10 protein-coding genes are annotated in these 14,918 nt (G+C 68.2%); 6 read left to right on the top strand and 4 right to left on the bottom strand.

What is annotated here, in order from left to right; all coding sequences use genetic code 11:
- Window positions 1–84: 84 nt before the first annotated feature.
- The gene (wecB, locus tag N5095_RS17930; RefSeq protein ID WP_267624537.1) at window positions 85–1,149 is read right to left on the bottom strand and encodes a non-hydrolyzing UDP-N-acetylglucosamine 2-epimerase; all 1,065 of its coding nucleotides are present in this window, start codon (window positions 1,147–1,149) and stop codon (window positions 85–87) included.
- A gap of 238 nt (window positions 1,150–1,387) precedes the next feature.
- Here wecB and N5095_RS17925 point away from each other — a divergent pair, with 238 nt between their 5' ends.
- Entirely contained in the window at window positions 1,388–3,013 is a 1,626-nt protein-coding gene (locus tag N5095_RS17925; protein ID WP_267624536.1) for an alkaline phosphatase family protein, read from the top strand.
- Window positions 3,014–3,337: 324 nt separating this feature from the next.
- Here N5095_RS17925 and N5095_RS17920 read toward each other — a convergent pair whose 3' ends face one another.
- On the bottom strand, window positions 3,338–3,490 hold the full coding sequence (locus N5095_RS17920) for a DUF7563 family protein (RefSeq protein ID WP_267624535.1): 153 nt from the start codon (window positions 3,488–3,490) through the stop codon (window positions 3,338–3,340).
- A 133-nt stretch (window positions 3,491–3,623) separates the two neighbouring features.
- Entirely contained in the window at window positions 3,624–4,055 is a 432-nt protein-coding gene (locus N5095_RS17915) for a hypothetical protein (RefSeq protein ID WP_267624534.1), read from the bottom strand.
- Between the two features lie 55 nt (window positions 4,056–4,110).
- Between N5095_RS17915 and N5095_RS17910 the strand changes: the two genes are divergently transcribed.
- Together N5095_RS17910 and N5095_RS17905 are read left to right on the top strand one after the other, a co-directional pair.
- The gene (locus N5095_RS17910; protein ID WP_267624533.1) at window positions 4,111–4,656 is read left to right on the top strand and encodes a hypothetical protein; all 546 of its coding nucleotides are present in this window, start codon (window positions 4,111–4,113) and stop codon (window positions 4,654–4,656) included.
- A 132-nt stretch (window positions 4,657–4,788) separates the two neighbouring features.
- Complete coding sequence (locus N5095_RS17905) at window positions 4,789–5,157, top strand: hypothetical protein (protein WP_267624532.1); 369 nt, start codon at window positions 4,789–4,791, stop codon at window positions 5,155–5,157.
- A gap of 202 nt (window positions 5,158–5,359) precedes the next feature.
- On the opposite strand, the gene N5095_RS17900 is transcribed toward N5095_RS17905, so the two are convergent.
- Window positions 5,360–6,688 (bottom strand): hypothetical protein, encoded by a 1,329-nt coding sequence (locus tag N5095_RS17900; RefSeq protein WP_267624531.1) that lies wholly within the window; start codon window positions 6,686–6,688, stop codon window positions 5,360–5,362.
- Window positions 6,689–8,302: 1,614 nt separating this feature from the next.
- On the opposite strand from N5095_RS17900, the gene N5095_RS17895 reads away from it, so the two are divergent.
- The 3 genes from N5095_RS17895 (at window position 8,303) to N5095_RS17885 (ending at window position 14,407) form a co-directional block, all read left to right on the top strand.
- Window positions 8,303–9,346 carry a DUF1616 domain-containing protein gene (locus N5095_RS17895; RefSeq protein WP_267624530.1) on the top strand — a complete coding sequence of 348 codons (1,044 nt, stop codon included), beginning with the start codon at window positions 8,303–8,305 and terminating at the stop codon, window positions 9,344–9,346.
- A gap of 81 nt (window positions 9,347–9,427) precedes the next feature.
- Window positions 9,428–11,359 (top strand): hypothetical protein, encoded by a 1,932-nt coding sequence (locus tag N5095_RS17890; protein ID WP_267624529.1) that lies wholly within the window; start codon window positions 9,428–9,430, stop codon window positions 11,357–11,359.
- A 153-nt stretch (window positions 11,360–11,512) separates the two neighbouring features.
- Window positions 11,513–14,407, top strand: a complete 2,895-nt coding sequence (locus tag N5095_RS17885) for a CARDB domain-containing protein (RefSeq protein WP_267624528.1) — start codon at window positions 11,513–11,515, stop codon at window positions 14,405–14,407.
- Window positions 14,408–14,918 lie beyond the last annotated feature (511 nt).

The following is a 14,918-nucleotide window of genomic DNA, read 5'->3' as shown; positions in this document are numbered from 1 at the left end:
AGGCCATTGTTATGCCCCACCATCACCGCACCGAAACGGTCGCCCGGAAGGGAAATTTCGCAATTCGTGCCGGACAGGGACCGGCTACAGCCGGGACAGCGAGTCCGCGACTGCCGCCGCGGCGTTGCCGTCGCCGTAGGGCTCCCCCCCGCCGTACGACCAGTCGGTGCGTGCGAGGGCCGCCTCGATCGCCTCGGTGTCGGCACCCACGAGGACGTTGCCGCCGGCCTCGACGGTCTCGACCCACTCGGTCTCCTCGCGGAGGGTCACGCAGGGCGTCCGCAGGAAGAACGCCTCCTTCTGGACGCCGCCGGAGTCGGTGGCCACGCGGTCGGCGCCGTCGAGCAGGCGGACGAAGTCGAGGTAACCGACGGGTTCGACGACCCGGAGGTACTCCGTGGCGAGGTCCCAGAGGTCGTACTCCTCCAGCCGGGACTTCGTCCGGGGGTGGGCCGGGAGGACGACCGGCTCGTCGACGGAGGCGAGCCCTTCGAGGATGGCCTCGAGGCGGGCGGGGTCGTCGGTGTTCGCGGCCCGGTGGACGGTCGCGAGCACGTACCCGCCGTCGTCGAGTTCGAGCCGGTCGAGCACGTCGGAGTGCTCGCGTGCCTGGTCGCGCGCCCACAGCGCCGCGTCGTACATCACGTCGCCCGTGTTGACGGTTCGCTCCTCCAGCCCCTCCGCTTCGAGGTTGCGGACGGCCTCCGCGGTCGGGGCACAGAGCACGTCCGAGACGTGGTCGGTGAGAATCCGGTTGGTCTCCTCGGGCATGTCGCGGTTGCCCGAGCGCAGGCCGGCCTCGACGTGGACGAGCCCGCGGTTCGTCTGGACGGCGACGAGTGCGCCCGCGAGCGTGGAGTTGGTGTCGCCGTAGACGAGCAGGCAATCGGGCTCTTCCTCCTCGACGAGGTCGGCGAGCCCCGTCATCATCCGGGCGGTCTGCTGAACGTGGCCGTCCGAGCCGACGCCGAGGTTGTACGCCGGTTCGGGGATGCCGAGTTCCTCGAAGAACACGTCGGACATCTCCTCGTCGTAGTGCTGCCCGGTGTGGACGAGCACCTCCTCGTGGCCCGCGTCCGCGAGCGCTCGCGAGACGGGGAACGCCTTGATGAACTGTGGTCGGGCACCGACGACCGACAGGACCTTCATCGACCGTCCTCCGCCGCCGTATCCGTGTGCGTCTGTATCATGGGTGTCGACGTCTCCTTACCTCGTCTGGGTCGGGTTCGGGCTTTGTTATTCGGCGGTTTCGGCCCGTATGTCGGTGCTACACCCGACTTCGGCGGAAAGTTCAGGGCGGCGGGTCCCGCCGACGCTCGGCCCCGACGAGCGGCGCGTCGCCGGATATCGGTCCATAACAAAGGGTGGCGTCGCCGTCACCCCATCTATGGAGACGCTGTTACTCGGTCTCGACGCGGCGTGCGAGTCGGTCCTCGAGCCGCTGATCGAGGAGGGCCGGCTCCCCAACATCGAGCGTCTGCTCGACGACGGGGTGTCCGGCCCGCTGGAGTCACAGATTCCGCCGTGGACCCCGAGCGCCTGGCCCTCGCTGTACACCGGTGTCAACCCCGGCAAGCACGGCGTGTTCAGCTTCCTGAAGTTCGACGGCTACGACTGGGACGTGGTGAACGCCACCGACGTGCGCGAGCGGACGCTCTGGGAGATTCTCGACGAGCACGGGAAGTCGAGCGTCGTCGTCAACGCCCCGGTGACGAGCCCGCCGCCCGCCGTCGCCGGCGCGATTATCCCCGGCTACACCGCCCCGGAGGACCCCGACTGCCATCCCGCCGACCTCCTCGACGAGGTGCGCGAGGCCATCGGCGACTATCGGGTGTACGCCCGCGACCACGAGGAGACCCCACAGGGGTACGTCGACGCCTACCGCGAGCTGATTCGGATGCGCGGGGAGGCGTTCCGCTATCTCGCCGACACCCGCGACCCCGACTTCGGCTTCCTGCAGTTCCAACAGACCGACACCGTCTTCCACGAGTGCCCGGGCCAGGACGAGGTCGTCGCCGCCGTCTACGAGGCCGTCGATGAGCAGGTCGGAAAGGTGCTCGAGGAGTGCGAGCCCGAGACGGTGATGATCGTCTCGGACCACGGGATGGGCGAGTACGAGGGGTACGAGTTCCGGATGAACGACTACCTCCGAGAGCGCGGCTACGTCGAGACCGCGAAGGGTGGCGAGGGGATGCCGACCTGGTCGACCATCGCCGACGACTCCCTGAAGAACGGGAAGTCCGGAAAGACCGAGGACGACGGCGCCGACGGCGGCCCCTCGCCGGCCGAGCGTGCGCTCGCCCTCGGGGCCGCCGTCGGCCTGACGAGCCAGCGCATCCACCGCGCGCTGAAACGGGTCGGTCTCGCGGATGTCGTCGCCGCCCACGCTCCCTCGGGGCTCGTCCGCGCCGCCAGCGAGCGCGTCGACTTCCAGAACTCGAAGGCGTACATGCGCGACCGCATCGAGTGTGGCGTCCGCATCAACCTCGACGGCCGCGAGCCGAACGGCGTCGTGAGCGAGGCGGAGTACGAACCCCTCCGCCAGGAGCTCATCGAGGACCTGCGCGCGCTCACCGCGCCTGACGGCACCCCGGTCTTCGACGAGGTGGGCCCGCGCGAGGACTACTTCGACGGTCCGTACGCCGAGGACGCGGTCGACATCGTCACCGTCCCCCGCGAGTTCGACGTGATGCTCTCCGCACAGCTCCACGACGAGCCGTTCTCGGCGACGCCGATGGAGCCGTGGAACCACAAGCTCGACGGCATCGTCTCGCTCACCGGGCCGGGCGTCGACACCACCGCGTCGCTCGCCGGCGCACACCTGTACGACGTGGCCTCGACGGTGCTCTCGACGTTCGGCATCGCGTACCCGGAGACGATGGACGGCCGCCCGCTCGCCCCCGTCGTCGACGTCGGGACGAAACAGTACGACGAGTACGAACCCCGCGCCGCGCAAGCGACCGACGACGCCGCCGTCGAGGAACGGCTGGCCGACCTGGGCTACCTCGAGTAGGCCGTCCCGGAACCGCCTCGGCCGACGTCGTCGACGCGTCGCACTCGCGGGCGCCCCGCCGTCGAGGTGGCCGGACACCACCGCACCGACCCGTCGAGCGCGGCGGTCGGACCCGGCCGCACCGGGGACGTGCGCTCACGAACATCTCGGAGGCCGGACCTGCCATCGCGTGAGGGAACCGAAAACACGATGGACGCGATGGCGCGGCTGTCAGAACACGTTACGTGACGAAATAGTTCTCACTCCAGGATACGTCCCCGGAGCGCTCGGGAGGACGACATCGGCGACGCGAGCGTCGGGGCGCTTCACGGAGCCGCGGGCGGCTCAGCGCGTCGACCGCGCTTTGCGGACGTCGTTGCCGTCGCGGATGATATCCTCGCAGTTCGGGCAGACGCGCGGATTCTCGAACCCGTCCGGCTCGAACACCGCGACGTAGCGCTGCGTGACGAAAGATTCGCAGTTGAGACAGTGCGGCATCGACCGTACTGTTCCGATTTCGATACATAAACGTTGAGGTTCGCACTCCGGGTCGAAAATCGACCTCGGACCGCCGACGGCCGGAGGGGACGGACGATGCGGCGTTCGCCCGTCGGCGTGTCGCCCGGGACGGTCAGCGGCGGTCGAACAGGAACGTCGCGGCGGCGACGAGTCCGAAGAGGACCAACAGCCCCAGCCCGAGCGTCGGGACGGACTGTTGAATCGACCCTTGTGCCGTCTCCACCGCGGACTCCTCCTCGGCCTGCGCCGCGACGTCGGTACCGTTCTCCGTCGTCGCGGTCGCGCTGGACGGCGTTCCCGACGACGCCGCGTCCGTCGCGGTCGCCGCCGTCGAGGTGGCCGACGGCGAGCGGACGACGATGGTCCGGCGCTGTGCGCCGACGGCGAGGGTCTGTTCGCCGGTGGTCTCGACGACCCCGGAGAGCACGAACGTTCGCTCCTCGCCGGCGTCGGCGGAGACGCGGGTGGACGCGAGCGTCCGGCCCCCGACTGCCAGGTCGAACTGGCGGCTGTGACGGACGACGTCGGTGTTCTCCGCCGTCACGCGGACCCTGAGTTCGTCGCCGACGGTCAGTTCGGTCTCGGCGACAGAGACGTCCGTGATACCGAACCCGCCGTCATCGTCCGGAGCGGCACCACCACCGCCACCACCGCCACCTCCGTCACCGGACCGGTCGGGCTGTCGGTCGTCCGTCGCCGTCGGAGTCGGCGAGGCGGTCGATGTCGATGTCGTCGTCGACGTTGGCGAAGCTGTCGACGTTGGCGAAGCTGTCGACGTTGGCGAAGCTGTCGGTGACGCTGTCGGTGTCGGCGAAGCAGTCGACGTCGGGGTCGGCGAAGGCGTCGACGAAGTGGTCGACGACGGAGTCGGGGTCGCCGTCGGCGAGGGTGTCGGCGACGACGTCGGGGTCGGCGAAGCGGTCGACGTCGGCGAAGCCGTCGATGTCGGAGTCGGGGTCGGCGTTGGCGACGGTGTCGGCGAAGCCGTCGATGTCGGAGTCGGGGTCGGCGTTGGCGACGGTGTCGGCGAAGCAGTCGACGTCGGTGTCGGCGAAGCAGTCGACGTCGGTGTCGGCGAAGCCGTCGATGTCGACGTCGGTGGGGAACTCTGGAGCGGTCGGGTCTGCCCACCCGGTGGTGAATAGGCGACGGAAGCGTCGCCGGCGTCTTCCTCGTCCGCTTCGTCGTCTCCGTTCTCACTGTCCCCGTCGTCCTCTCGGTCGTCTCCGTCTTCTCCGCCCTCGTCCTCTTCGTCCCCTTCCTCGTCATCGAGGTCGGTGGCCGTCACCGACCCCGACTCCGCAGTGGACGTCGCTGTCCGGTCCGGAGTCGACGTCGCTGTCGGGTCTTCGGTGGACGTCGTCGTCGGCTCCGGGGTCGACGTCGCCGTCGGTTCTGCAGTGGACGTCGCCGTCGGGTCCGGAGTCGACGTCGTCGTCTCGTTCGGTGGTGCCTCCTGCGCCCGGGTCAGGTCCGCCGGGGCGGCGAACAGCATCGCAGCCGGTACGGCGAGGAGTAACGCGACGAGTACTGTGGCGTATCTGGGTCCCCTCTCGTGCATGTACGGGTCGCTGGACAGTTACCCCCCCGAGACCCTTTGTTATGAAGCGGGGTACAGTCGAGTGCGCGACCGGCCGGCGGCATAGCAGGTAGCTAAACTCCCCGGGTGACAGCCGAGTCCGAACACGGACGCCGCCACGGGTGACGAACGCGAACCACGCAGTAGCGTCCGGCGTGTCGCTCTCCGGTGAGAAAGGAGAGGCGGAGAACGGGGACGTGCCACTGAGCCGAACGGTCCGAAGAGAAGCCGAAACGGGTGAAGAGAGCCGAAAGGAGTCGAGACGCTCGTTACGCCGACACCGTTTCCTGCGGCCGCATCTCGACGCCGCCGTAGCGGACGGTCCAGGCGGTCTCGTCGAGGTCCATCGACGTGATGCTCCCCTCGACGATGAAGGCGTCACCGTAGCCGGCACCCGAGACGCCCGACACCGTGACCGTCCCGTCGCCGTTCTCGGTGACGGTGTCGCTGCTCTCCGCGGCGATGCGGTCCGAGAGCGACGCCGGCGACACCGACCCGTCGACCGTGAACCGGTACTCCTCGTTCCGAGTGTCCTCGCCGGCGATCAGCTCGAGTTCCGCCTCCGCCGGGACCGAGGACGAACCGCCGAACTGGTTCGGGTCGACCTCGGAGCCGCCGTAGCGGACGGTCCAGTCGCTCTCGTCGAGGTCCATTGACGTGATACTCCCCTCGACGAGGAACGCGTCGCCGTAGCCGACGCCCGAGACGCCCGACACCGTGACTGTCCCGTCGCCGTTCTCGGTGATCGAGTCCTCGCTCTCCGCGGCGACCTTGTCCGAGGCGGTGTGGGGCGACACCGACCCCTCGACCGTGAACGTGTACTCCACGTTCCGGGCGTCCAGGTCGGCGATAAGCTCGAGGACCTGCTGGGCCGGCGCCGAGTCCGAATCGGACTCGTTGAACTGGCTCGGGTCGACCTCGGAGCCGCCGTAGCGGACGGTCCAGAGACTCGCGTCGAGGTCCATCGAGGTGATGGTTCCTTCGACGAAGAACGCGTCACCGTAGCCGACGCCCGAGACGCCCGACACCGTGACCGTCCCGTCGCCGTTCTCGGTAATCGAGTCCTCGTCCTCCGCGGCGACTTTGTCCGAGGCAGTGTGGGGCGACACCGACCCCTCGACCGTGAACGTGTACTCGACGTTCTCCGCGTCCTGGTCGGCGATCAGCTCGAGGACTCCCTCGGCCGAGTCCGAGTCCGAGTCCGAATCGGACTCGTTGAACTGGTTCGGGTCGACCTCGGAGCCGCCGTAGCGGACGGTCCAGAGACTCGCGTCGAGGTCCATCGAGGTGATACTCCCCTCGACGAGGAACGCGTCGCCGTAGCCCGCCCCCGAGACGCCCGACACCGTGACCGTCCCGTCGCCGTTCTCGGTAATCGAGTCGGCGTCCTCCGCGGCGACTTTGTCGGAGACGGTGTGGGGCGACACCGACCCCTCGACCGTGAACGTGTACTCCGCGTTCTCCGCGTCCTGGTCGGCGATCAGCTCGAGGACCGTCCCCGACAGGTCGCTCCCGTCGTCCGAAGAGCCCGAGCCGGTCGACGAGCCGGACGACGAGGAGTCGCGGCCGCCACCGCTCGCCGCTTCCTCGGGCGTCATCGGCACGCCAGCGGGAGGTTCGGTACGGGGATTCGATTTCATCGGGTCGCCAATGATTGCTGCACCGCCCCGAGCCCGGTTGCTTCCCTCACCACGGCAATTCTGTAACTCAGCACGAGCGCTCCTCATGTAGTCGTGAGATCCGCCACCGGCGTCGAAGGGGTTGCCCGCAGTAGCGTCGCAGTCCTTGAAGGTCTGGTGTTCGTAGTAGCTCCAGAATCCACGGTGGGGTCCACCGTTGACGACACAGTTCTTCGCGTAGCTAGAGTCACTTCCCAACCGAACGCTCGCAACGTGGTTGTTCTCAAAGTAGCTGTCTTCTACGCGAATCGACCCTCCTTGCCCGACGTCGTTTGGTCGGTAGAACGAAGTGTTCGGATTCCCGGGAGGGCTACCGTAGATAGCGTTGTCTGTCCAGTTCGCGAAGTGGCAATTCTTGATTAGTAGGTCTCCTGCGTGGTCCGCATGAACGAATAGGCAGGTATCCTTATCCCCTGGATTCTCATCAACAAAGTAGCAATTCTCAATGACCGATTCTCCACCGAGATCCTTCGCGAGGATCATAGGTGAGTTTCGAATCGCGTAGTCGCCCTTGATGGCGACATTCCGCATCGTCCAACTCTTCCCAACTGCCCGAATGAAGAGGTTCGCACCACTCGCGGAAATATCGATGAGCTTGTTCTCAAATGTTTCCCCGCTGCTAATTCTGATCCGGCGCGTCTCACCAGCATTGACCTGGATCGTATCGTACGATGCCGCGCTAGCCGAACCGGATGCCCCCACACCCGCAGCGGCTGCAACAGCTGTCCCTGCCATCTGAAGATACGATCGGCGACCGAGGAGTGACTGTTCGCTGTTCGGACCGTTTGCCGTCTCGTCGCGTGCCATGCAAGAGGCACCTGTTTCTACCCACATATAAGTGTACCGATCAGGATAATGCTGAGTTAATCGATAGTTAATACAGGATTGAAGAGGGACTTCGGAAGTAAACCGGATTTTACAGACGAGAGGCGGGTTTTCAGCCGTCCGCCGGTGGGAAATGCGTCGTTGAGACGGGGGCAGTTCACGGTGGACCCCATCATGGGCGACGCTCAGCGGTTTCTGACAGAGTAGGGACTCTTCGCCCAACGGCGACCCGACCTCGGATCGCCCGCCGGGTGCCCCCACACCCGGCCGGCCCCGCGGCGGAAGCGGACCGCCGCCGGACCGGGGCGACTGCGAACACCGGCACTGTCTGGATGGACCAGTATAAACACTTTGATGTCTGGTGGGCGTGACTACCACGCCTCCCGTGATTTCTGATGGGAATGACTACCACGCCAGCCGATACGAGACACATCGACACGCGAACGTCCACGTCAAAAATGATACGTGTCGAGAGCCCGGGGGCGGATGAGCGCGACGGCCCGGTCGCTCGACTCGTCGCGTCCGTCCGAAGACGGGTCGGGCTCGAAGGCCCGCCCAGGTGAGGGGGTGTGAGTCGGTGCCACGCCCTCGGAAGGCCGCTTACGGCCCTAATGGAGGGGTAACCGAGCAATAACAAAGCGGCTTCTGGGTCGTAGTTCGGGGTAGAGATTGGGGGAGGAGACGACTCCCCACTACGCCGGAGCAAGAATGTCACAGAACTCTCTCGACTCACCGAATGCGGGCGCACAGACCGACAAGACGCTGTCAGTCGACCTCCTCGTCGGCGTCCTACTCGTCCTAGTAGCCGACGCGGCCGTGGTGTTGGCAGCGCCGCTTCCGCTCCGGCTCGCGGTCGGAATCCCGGCACTGCTGGTCGTTCCGGGGTACGCGATCGTCTCGTTTCTCTTCCCGAGGCGGCTCCCGACGGGGTTCGAACGCGCGGAGCACCCGTCGGCCGGACTCGGTGTCTCGAGCGACACCTCGGGCGGGACGCGGTACTCGGAGCGGTTACTCCTATCGGTCGGGTGTAGCGTCGTCGCCGTCCCGGTCGTCCTCCTCTTGCTTCTCCACGCCGGCGTCAGACTCGACGAGACCGTCGTGATGGGGGTCGTCACAGGAGTGAGCCTCCCGTTGGCTCTGCTCGCGGTGAGCCGACGGCGAAACGTCGCGGCCGGCGAACGGTTCGACCCGAGCTTCGGCGGGTGGGTCGCCGCCGCACGAAGGGCGATGCCGGCGAGCGGCTCCACCTTCCAGTCCGCGACGCGGGTCGTCCTGGGACTCACGGTCCTGGTCGCGGCCGCCTCGGTCGGATACGCGATGAGCGGACAGCCACAGACCGCGGACGAACCGTACACCGAGCTCTATCTGCTCTCGGAGAACGAGAGCGGCGAGCTCGTCGCCGGGGGGTATCCGACGAACCTGACCGCCGGACAGCAGGAGACGCTTCACGTCGGCGTCGACAACCACGAGGGGACCCAACAGCAGTACACCGTCGTCGCCGAACTCGAGCGGGTCACCGTCGACGGCGAGCGGACCAGGGTGACCGAGCAGGAGCAGCTGGGCACGTTCCAACGGCGCGTCCCCGCGGGCGGGACGCTACAGGAGGCGTTCGCGGTAGAACCCACCATGACCGGGGACCAGCTTCGGCTGACCTTCCACCTCTACAAGGGTGACGCACCGGCGGACCCCACCGTAGACAACGCGTACCGGTCGGTCCACCTGTGGGTCTCGGTCGACGAAGGGGGTGCGTAGCGTGACGGAGTCCGCCGCTGTACGGTCCGCCGACGGGCAGGCGACGCGTAACAAAGCACCCCACGAGGGAGGAGTGTACCAATGAGCTACCAGGTACGGAAGTTCGTCGAGACGCCGCGAAACCTCGCGGCGCTCGTGTTCGTGGTCGGCGCGGTCGGGACGGTGATCGCGACCCGCGTTCCGAACCCGTACACTCTCACCCTCCCGGCGTTGCTCGTCGTCGGCGCAGTGCTCGCGGTGGCCGTCGGGAACCGGACCGCGACCCTCCCGCGCAGTGCCATCCTCTCGCCGGAGCTGTTCGGGAGCGTCTACATGTTGACTCTCACCGCGACGGTCGGCGCCTTCGTCCTCTCCGGATACGTCCGGACCTTCCCCGTCCATCTCCTCACCGTCGGCCTCTACGTGCTCGCCGGCCTCTCGGTGCTGACGCTCGGCTCCACGCGGAAGCAGCTCGGGCTGGTGCTCCTGACCGGCCTGTTCCACCGCGGGACAATCTACTACGCGAGCGCGAGCCAGCTCGGCATCGACGCGCTGCTGCACAACCGGTGGGCCGCCGAAATCGCCTCGACCGGAACGCTCGCGCCGCTCGCCGCCGCCGAGACCAAGTACTGGTACGCCCCGTTGTACCACGTCTGGACGGCAGGGTTGACCTCCGCGCTCGGCATCTCGGCGCGCGACGCCGCGTTCATCGGCGTCTCGGCCGTCGTCCTCCTCGTCCCGGCGTTGGTCGTCTACGACCTGCTCGGGCGCGCCTGGAGCCCCGAGATGGGCGTCATCGGCAGCCTCCTGTTCGTCGCCAGCGACCGGCCGATCGCCCTAGCCGCGCACACGGTGACGACGTCGGTCGGCCTCGTGCTGTTCGCGGTTATCCTGTACTCGACGGTTCGGTACCTCGACTCCGACGAGGGGAGCTACCAGATGGCGTTCGTCATCGGGTTGACCGGGCTGGTGCTGACACACCAGCTCAGCCTCTTCATCACGGCCGTCACGGTCACCTCGTACCTCGTCTTCCGGAGCCTCTGGGAGGGGAGCCTCGAGCTCCGGCGCATCCGTCTCATCGCCATCCTCGGCTTCGCCGGGATGGCGCAGAGTCTGGTGACGAAAGACCCCGGCAGCAGCGGCACCTCGGAGTCGTTCTTCTCCGTGGTCCTGGGGAACGTGATGTCGGCGTTCGAGCAGGGCGAACGGGCGGCCTCGGTCCTGCCACAGTCGGCCGACTACGTGATAACGGGCTCCGACTCCCTCTCCGTCCTGCACGTCCTCGGGCTGGGCATCCTCTTCTGTCTGGCCATCGTCGGCGTCGTCTCCTGGGTCCGCCGGTCGTCCGAAGACGGGATTCGGCTCGCGATGGCGTTCGGTGGGGTCGTCGTCGTCATCAACTTCTTCGTGTTCATCCTCCCGCTCATCGGTATCAGCGCGCTCCTCCCGTACCGGTGGTTCAGCTTCATGTACGTCCCCCTGGTGATGCTGGCGGCACCGGGGCTGGTCGCGCTGGTCTCGACCGTCGCACGCGGCCACCGACCGGGGCAGTGGTACGCCCTCCGCGCGGTTCTCGTCGTCGTCGTCGTCGTCGCCCCGTTCTCCGCCCTGATGGCGTGGAACTACCCGGGGGCGGCCGACGGTCCGGTGATGGACGACGCCAACGGCGCGTTCCGCATCTCGACGACCGACGGCGAAGTCGCCGCCATGGACCACACCGCGCGTTACGCCGGCGAGACCCCGGTGTACGCCGACTGGTTCATCAGCCTGTATCTGGAGCGGTACTTCGAGCGACCGTCGGGGCCCTACCAGGTCCAGTACGGGGAGCGACCGGCCACCTGGGACGAACCGGCCCTGTTCGTCGACCGGCCGTACGCCCACACGAAGCACGCGGGGTACATGATAAACTACGACGGCAAGTGGTACACCGTCTACGGCGCGATTCCGCCGACGAACCCGCGGGCGTCCACCGTCTACACGAACGGCGACGTGGAGCTCACCTACGGGCGACAGGTCATCGTCTCGCAGGACTGACCGCCGACGACCCGTCGAGACCCCGGTAACCGGCGTCTACGGCGGTCGAACCGCCCCGATTCGAGAGGGAGGAGATACAATGGTTCGCCTACGGGTCGGCAACCGTGTCATAACAATACGACTACTCGAACGAGGGAGTGACGAGTTACGACTATGACCGACCGTGCCACCAGGTATCTCACACTCTTCGTCGTCGGGCTGTTGCTCGTTCCCGCGGGCTTCGTCGCGCTGACGCCCGGCGTCGACCTCGCGAGCGCACAGCCCGCCGAGGAGTTCTCCGTCACGCAGGCGGAGCAGTGTACGACCGTCACCCCGCTCGGCGACGGAAGCCAGCGGGTCGAAGAGTACTACGACTACCGCGTCCAACCCGACTACAGCTCGTACGGGACGAGCGACGAACAGGCGAGCGCCACGAGCAACCTGTACTTCTACCGCGGGAGCGACGGCGTGAGCCTCGTCATGCTCCACGACCGGCGCGGGGACGACGTCGGCGGCGGGACGGTCACGTTCGACCTCGCCGGGCTCCCCGCCGGTGCCGACTGGGCGGTCGAGGACGACACCTACGAAGGTCGCGACGACGTGTTCGAGCACGACGGCTCCCGGAGCCACATCGAGTGGGTGTGGGCGCCGGGGCGCAACGACGGCGCCGCCGTCCGCGGCGTCGGCGAGGGGTACGACGCGATCACCATCCAGCCCGGCTTCAACGAGCAGTCCGTCCGGTGGGAGACGTGGCCCCACACGGACGAGTCCGACCGCATCACCACCTGGCGCGTGCTGAGCGGCGACGGTGCCACCGTCAGGACGCTTGACCTGAGCCAGTCGGTGACCATCTCCCCCGGCCCGTGTGCCGCCGACGAGCCGGTCGACCCCGCGAGCTTCGAGCTCTCCGGGCTCGACGCCCCCGACTCGGTGACGCAGGGGGAGACCGCCACCGTCACCGCGACCGTCGAGAACGCCGGCGGGAGCGCGGGCGCTCAGAGCGTCGAGTTCGCCGTCGACGGCGAGGTGGTCGACAGCCGCGAGGTCGGCCTGGACGCCGGCACGAGCGAGTCGGTCAGCTTCGGAGTCGACACCGCCGACCTCGACCCCGGCGACCACGAGGTCCGCGTCTCGACCGACAACGACAGCGCGAGCACGCGACTGACGGTCGAGGAGCCCGAATCCGACCTCGCCCCCGCCGACTTCCGGCTCGACGGACTCGACGCACCGGCGTCCGCGACGCAGGGCGACACCGTCACCGTCGGTGCGACCGTCGAGAACGACGGCGAGTCCGAGGGCACCCAGCCCGTCGAACTCCGCGTCGACGGCGAGGTCGTCGACAGTCGCGAGGTGGAGTTAGCCCCCGGTGCGAGCGAGGCAGTCGGATTCGAGCTCGCCACGGCCGACCTCGACCCCGGTGACCACGACCTCGTGGTCGGGACCGACAACGACAGCGCGGGCACGACCCTCACCGTCGAGGAGCCCGCGCCGGTGCTCGATCCGGCGTTCTTCGCCGTCTCGGGCCTCGACGCCCCCGACTCGGTGACGCAGGGGGAGACCGCCGCCGTCACCGCGACCGTCGGGAACACCGGCGAGCGCGAGGACACCCAGACCGTCGAACTCCGAATCAACGGTGCGATCATCGACAGCCGAGAGGTGGAGTTGGCTCCCGGCACGAGCGAGACCGTGACGCTCGAACTCGACGCGAGCGGCCGGCCGCCCGGCGACTACGGGCTCGCGGTCGCGAGCGACGACGACATCACGAGCACGGTGGTGACGATAGCGACACCCGAGTCCGACCCGGCGAACTTCCGGCTCTCCGGGCTCGACGCACCGGCGTCCGCGACGCAGGGCGACACCGTCACCGTCGGCGCGACCGTCGAGAACGACGGCGAGTCCGAGGGCACCCAGCCCGTCGAACTCCGCGTCGACGGCGAAGTCGTCGACAGCCGCGAGGTGACGCTGGCCCCCGGTGCGACCGAGACCGTGACGCTCGGCCTGGACACGACCGACCTCGACCCCGGTGACCACGACCTCGTGGTCGGGACCGACAACGACAGCGCGGACGCGACCCTCACCGTCGAGGAGCCCGCGCCCGAACCGCGAGCCGACTTCCGGCTCTCCGACCTCGACGCCCCCACGGAGGTGACGGCGGGTGACGACGCGCCGGTCGCGGCGACGGTCGAGAACGCCGGCGACGCCGAGGGAACCCAGACCGTCGAGCTCCGCGTCGGCGACGACGTCGTCGACAGTAGAGAGCTGACGCTCCCCGCCGGCGAGCGCGAGCGCGTCACGCTCGACAGCGGCGTCGGAGACCGCAGTCCCGGCGAGTACGTGGTCGTCCTCTCCACCGACAACCACTCCGTAGACCGGTCGGTCGCCGTCCAGTCCGCCTCCGGTAGTGGCGGCGGCAGTAGCGGTGGTAGCACCGGTGGCGGCGGCAGCAGTAGTGGCGGCAGTGGAGGCGGTGGAGGCGGCGGTGGGTCCGGAGCCGGCGTCAGCAGCGACGGCGAACTCGGCGTCCGCGACGTCGTCGTCGTCGACCGGGCCAACGCCACGGTCGGCACCCCCGTCGAGGTCGAGGCCACCGTGTCGAACACCGACGTCGTGCCTCACACCCGCGCGTTCCCCCTCTGGGTCGACGGCGAGACCGTCGACGAGAAGCGCGTCAACGTCGACAGCGGACAGGAGCGAACCGTGACGTTCAGCTACACCTTCGAATCCGCCGGAACACACGAGCTCGGCGTCGGCGCGCGGCGCACGACGCTCGACGTGGCTCCCGGGACGGGCGCGACGACGACCGACCCCGGAACGACCGCGACATCGGCGGCCGACCCCGGAACGACCACGACGACGTCCACGGGGACCGCCGACGGGACGACCACGACACCGGCGACGGCGGAGCGCGAGCCGGTCGAGACGGCAGACCCGCCCACCGAGGAGAACCAGGAGGGCGTCCCGCTGTCGGTGCCGGAGAACGGGATGCCGACCGACCAGCTGCTCGGACTCGGTCTCGCGGTCTTCCTCGCCATCGTCGTCGTCGTGACGCTGGTGTACGAGCGCGACTGAGCGCAGTCGGGCGCGAGCCGTCGACGGATGTGGACGCCCGACTCGCCGAGGACCGTTCGCGTCCAGGGGTCGACACGTTCACCCCGTCGACTATCGGCCACCCTTCGTTCCGACTGCGTGTTCGTCTCTCCTCCCGTCAGGTGTGCCTCCACAGTGTTCGCTCGAAGGCGTTCGACAGCTCACCGGGAGTGTGGGCTGATTCGACACGTGCAGGCAGTCTTCGTCGTCACACCACCAGACCGAAGCTGCGCGTCGCTGACAACGCATCCGCCGACGATGCGACTGGTCTCGCTCCGTGGCTGTCGTCTCCACCCGAGCCAGTGAGAGGGGTGAGTGCCGGGGGGGTGGCGGTCAGTGGCTGAGGCTGCCGGCGGCCGACGTGTCGACGCCGGTCGTCCGCCGACCGAGCCGTGGTCGAGGGGCTCCTCGTGCCTTCGGAGACGACGAGCCGAGTGTGCGCCCGGGGTGTCTAACCCGTGCCGGGGACGGAGCGTCGCCCCGCACCGGGCGA

This window comes from Halobium salinum, assembly GCF_026586625.1.
Lineage (GTDB): Archaea > Halobacteriota > Halobacteria > Halobacteriales > Haloferacaceae > Halobium > Halobium salinum.
Note: the sequence above shows the minus strand (reverse complement) of the source record. Positions and strands in the feature narration are given on the sequence as shown.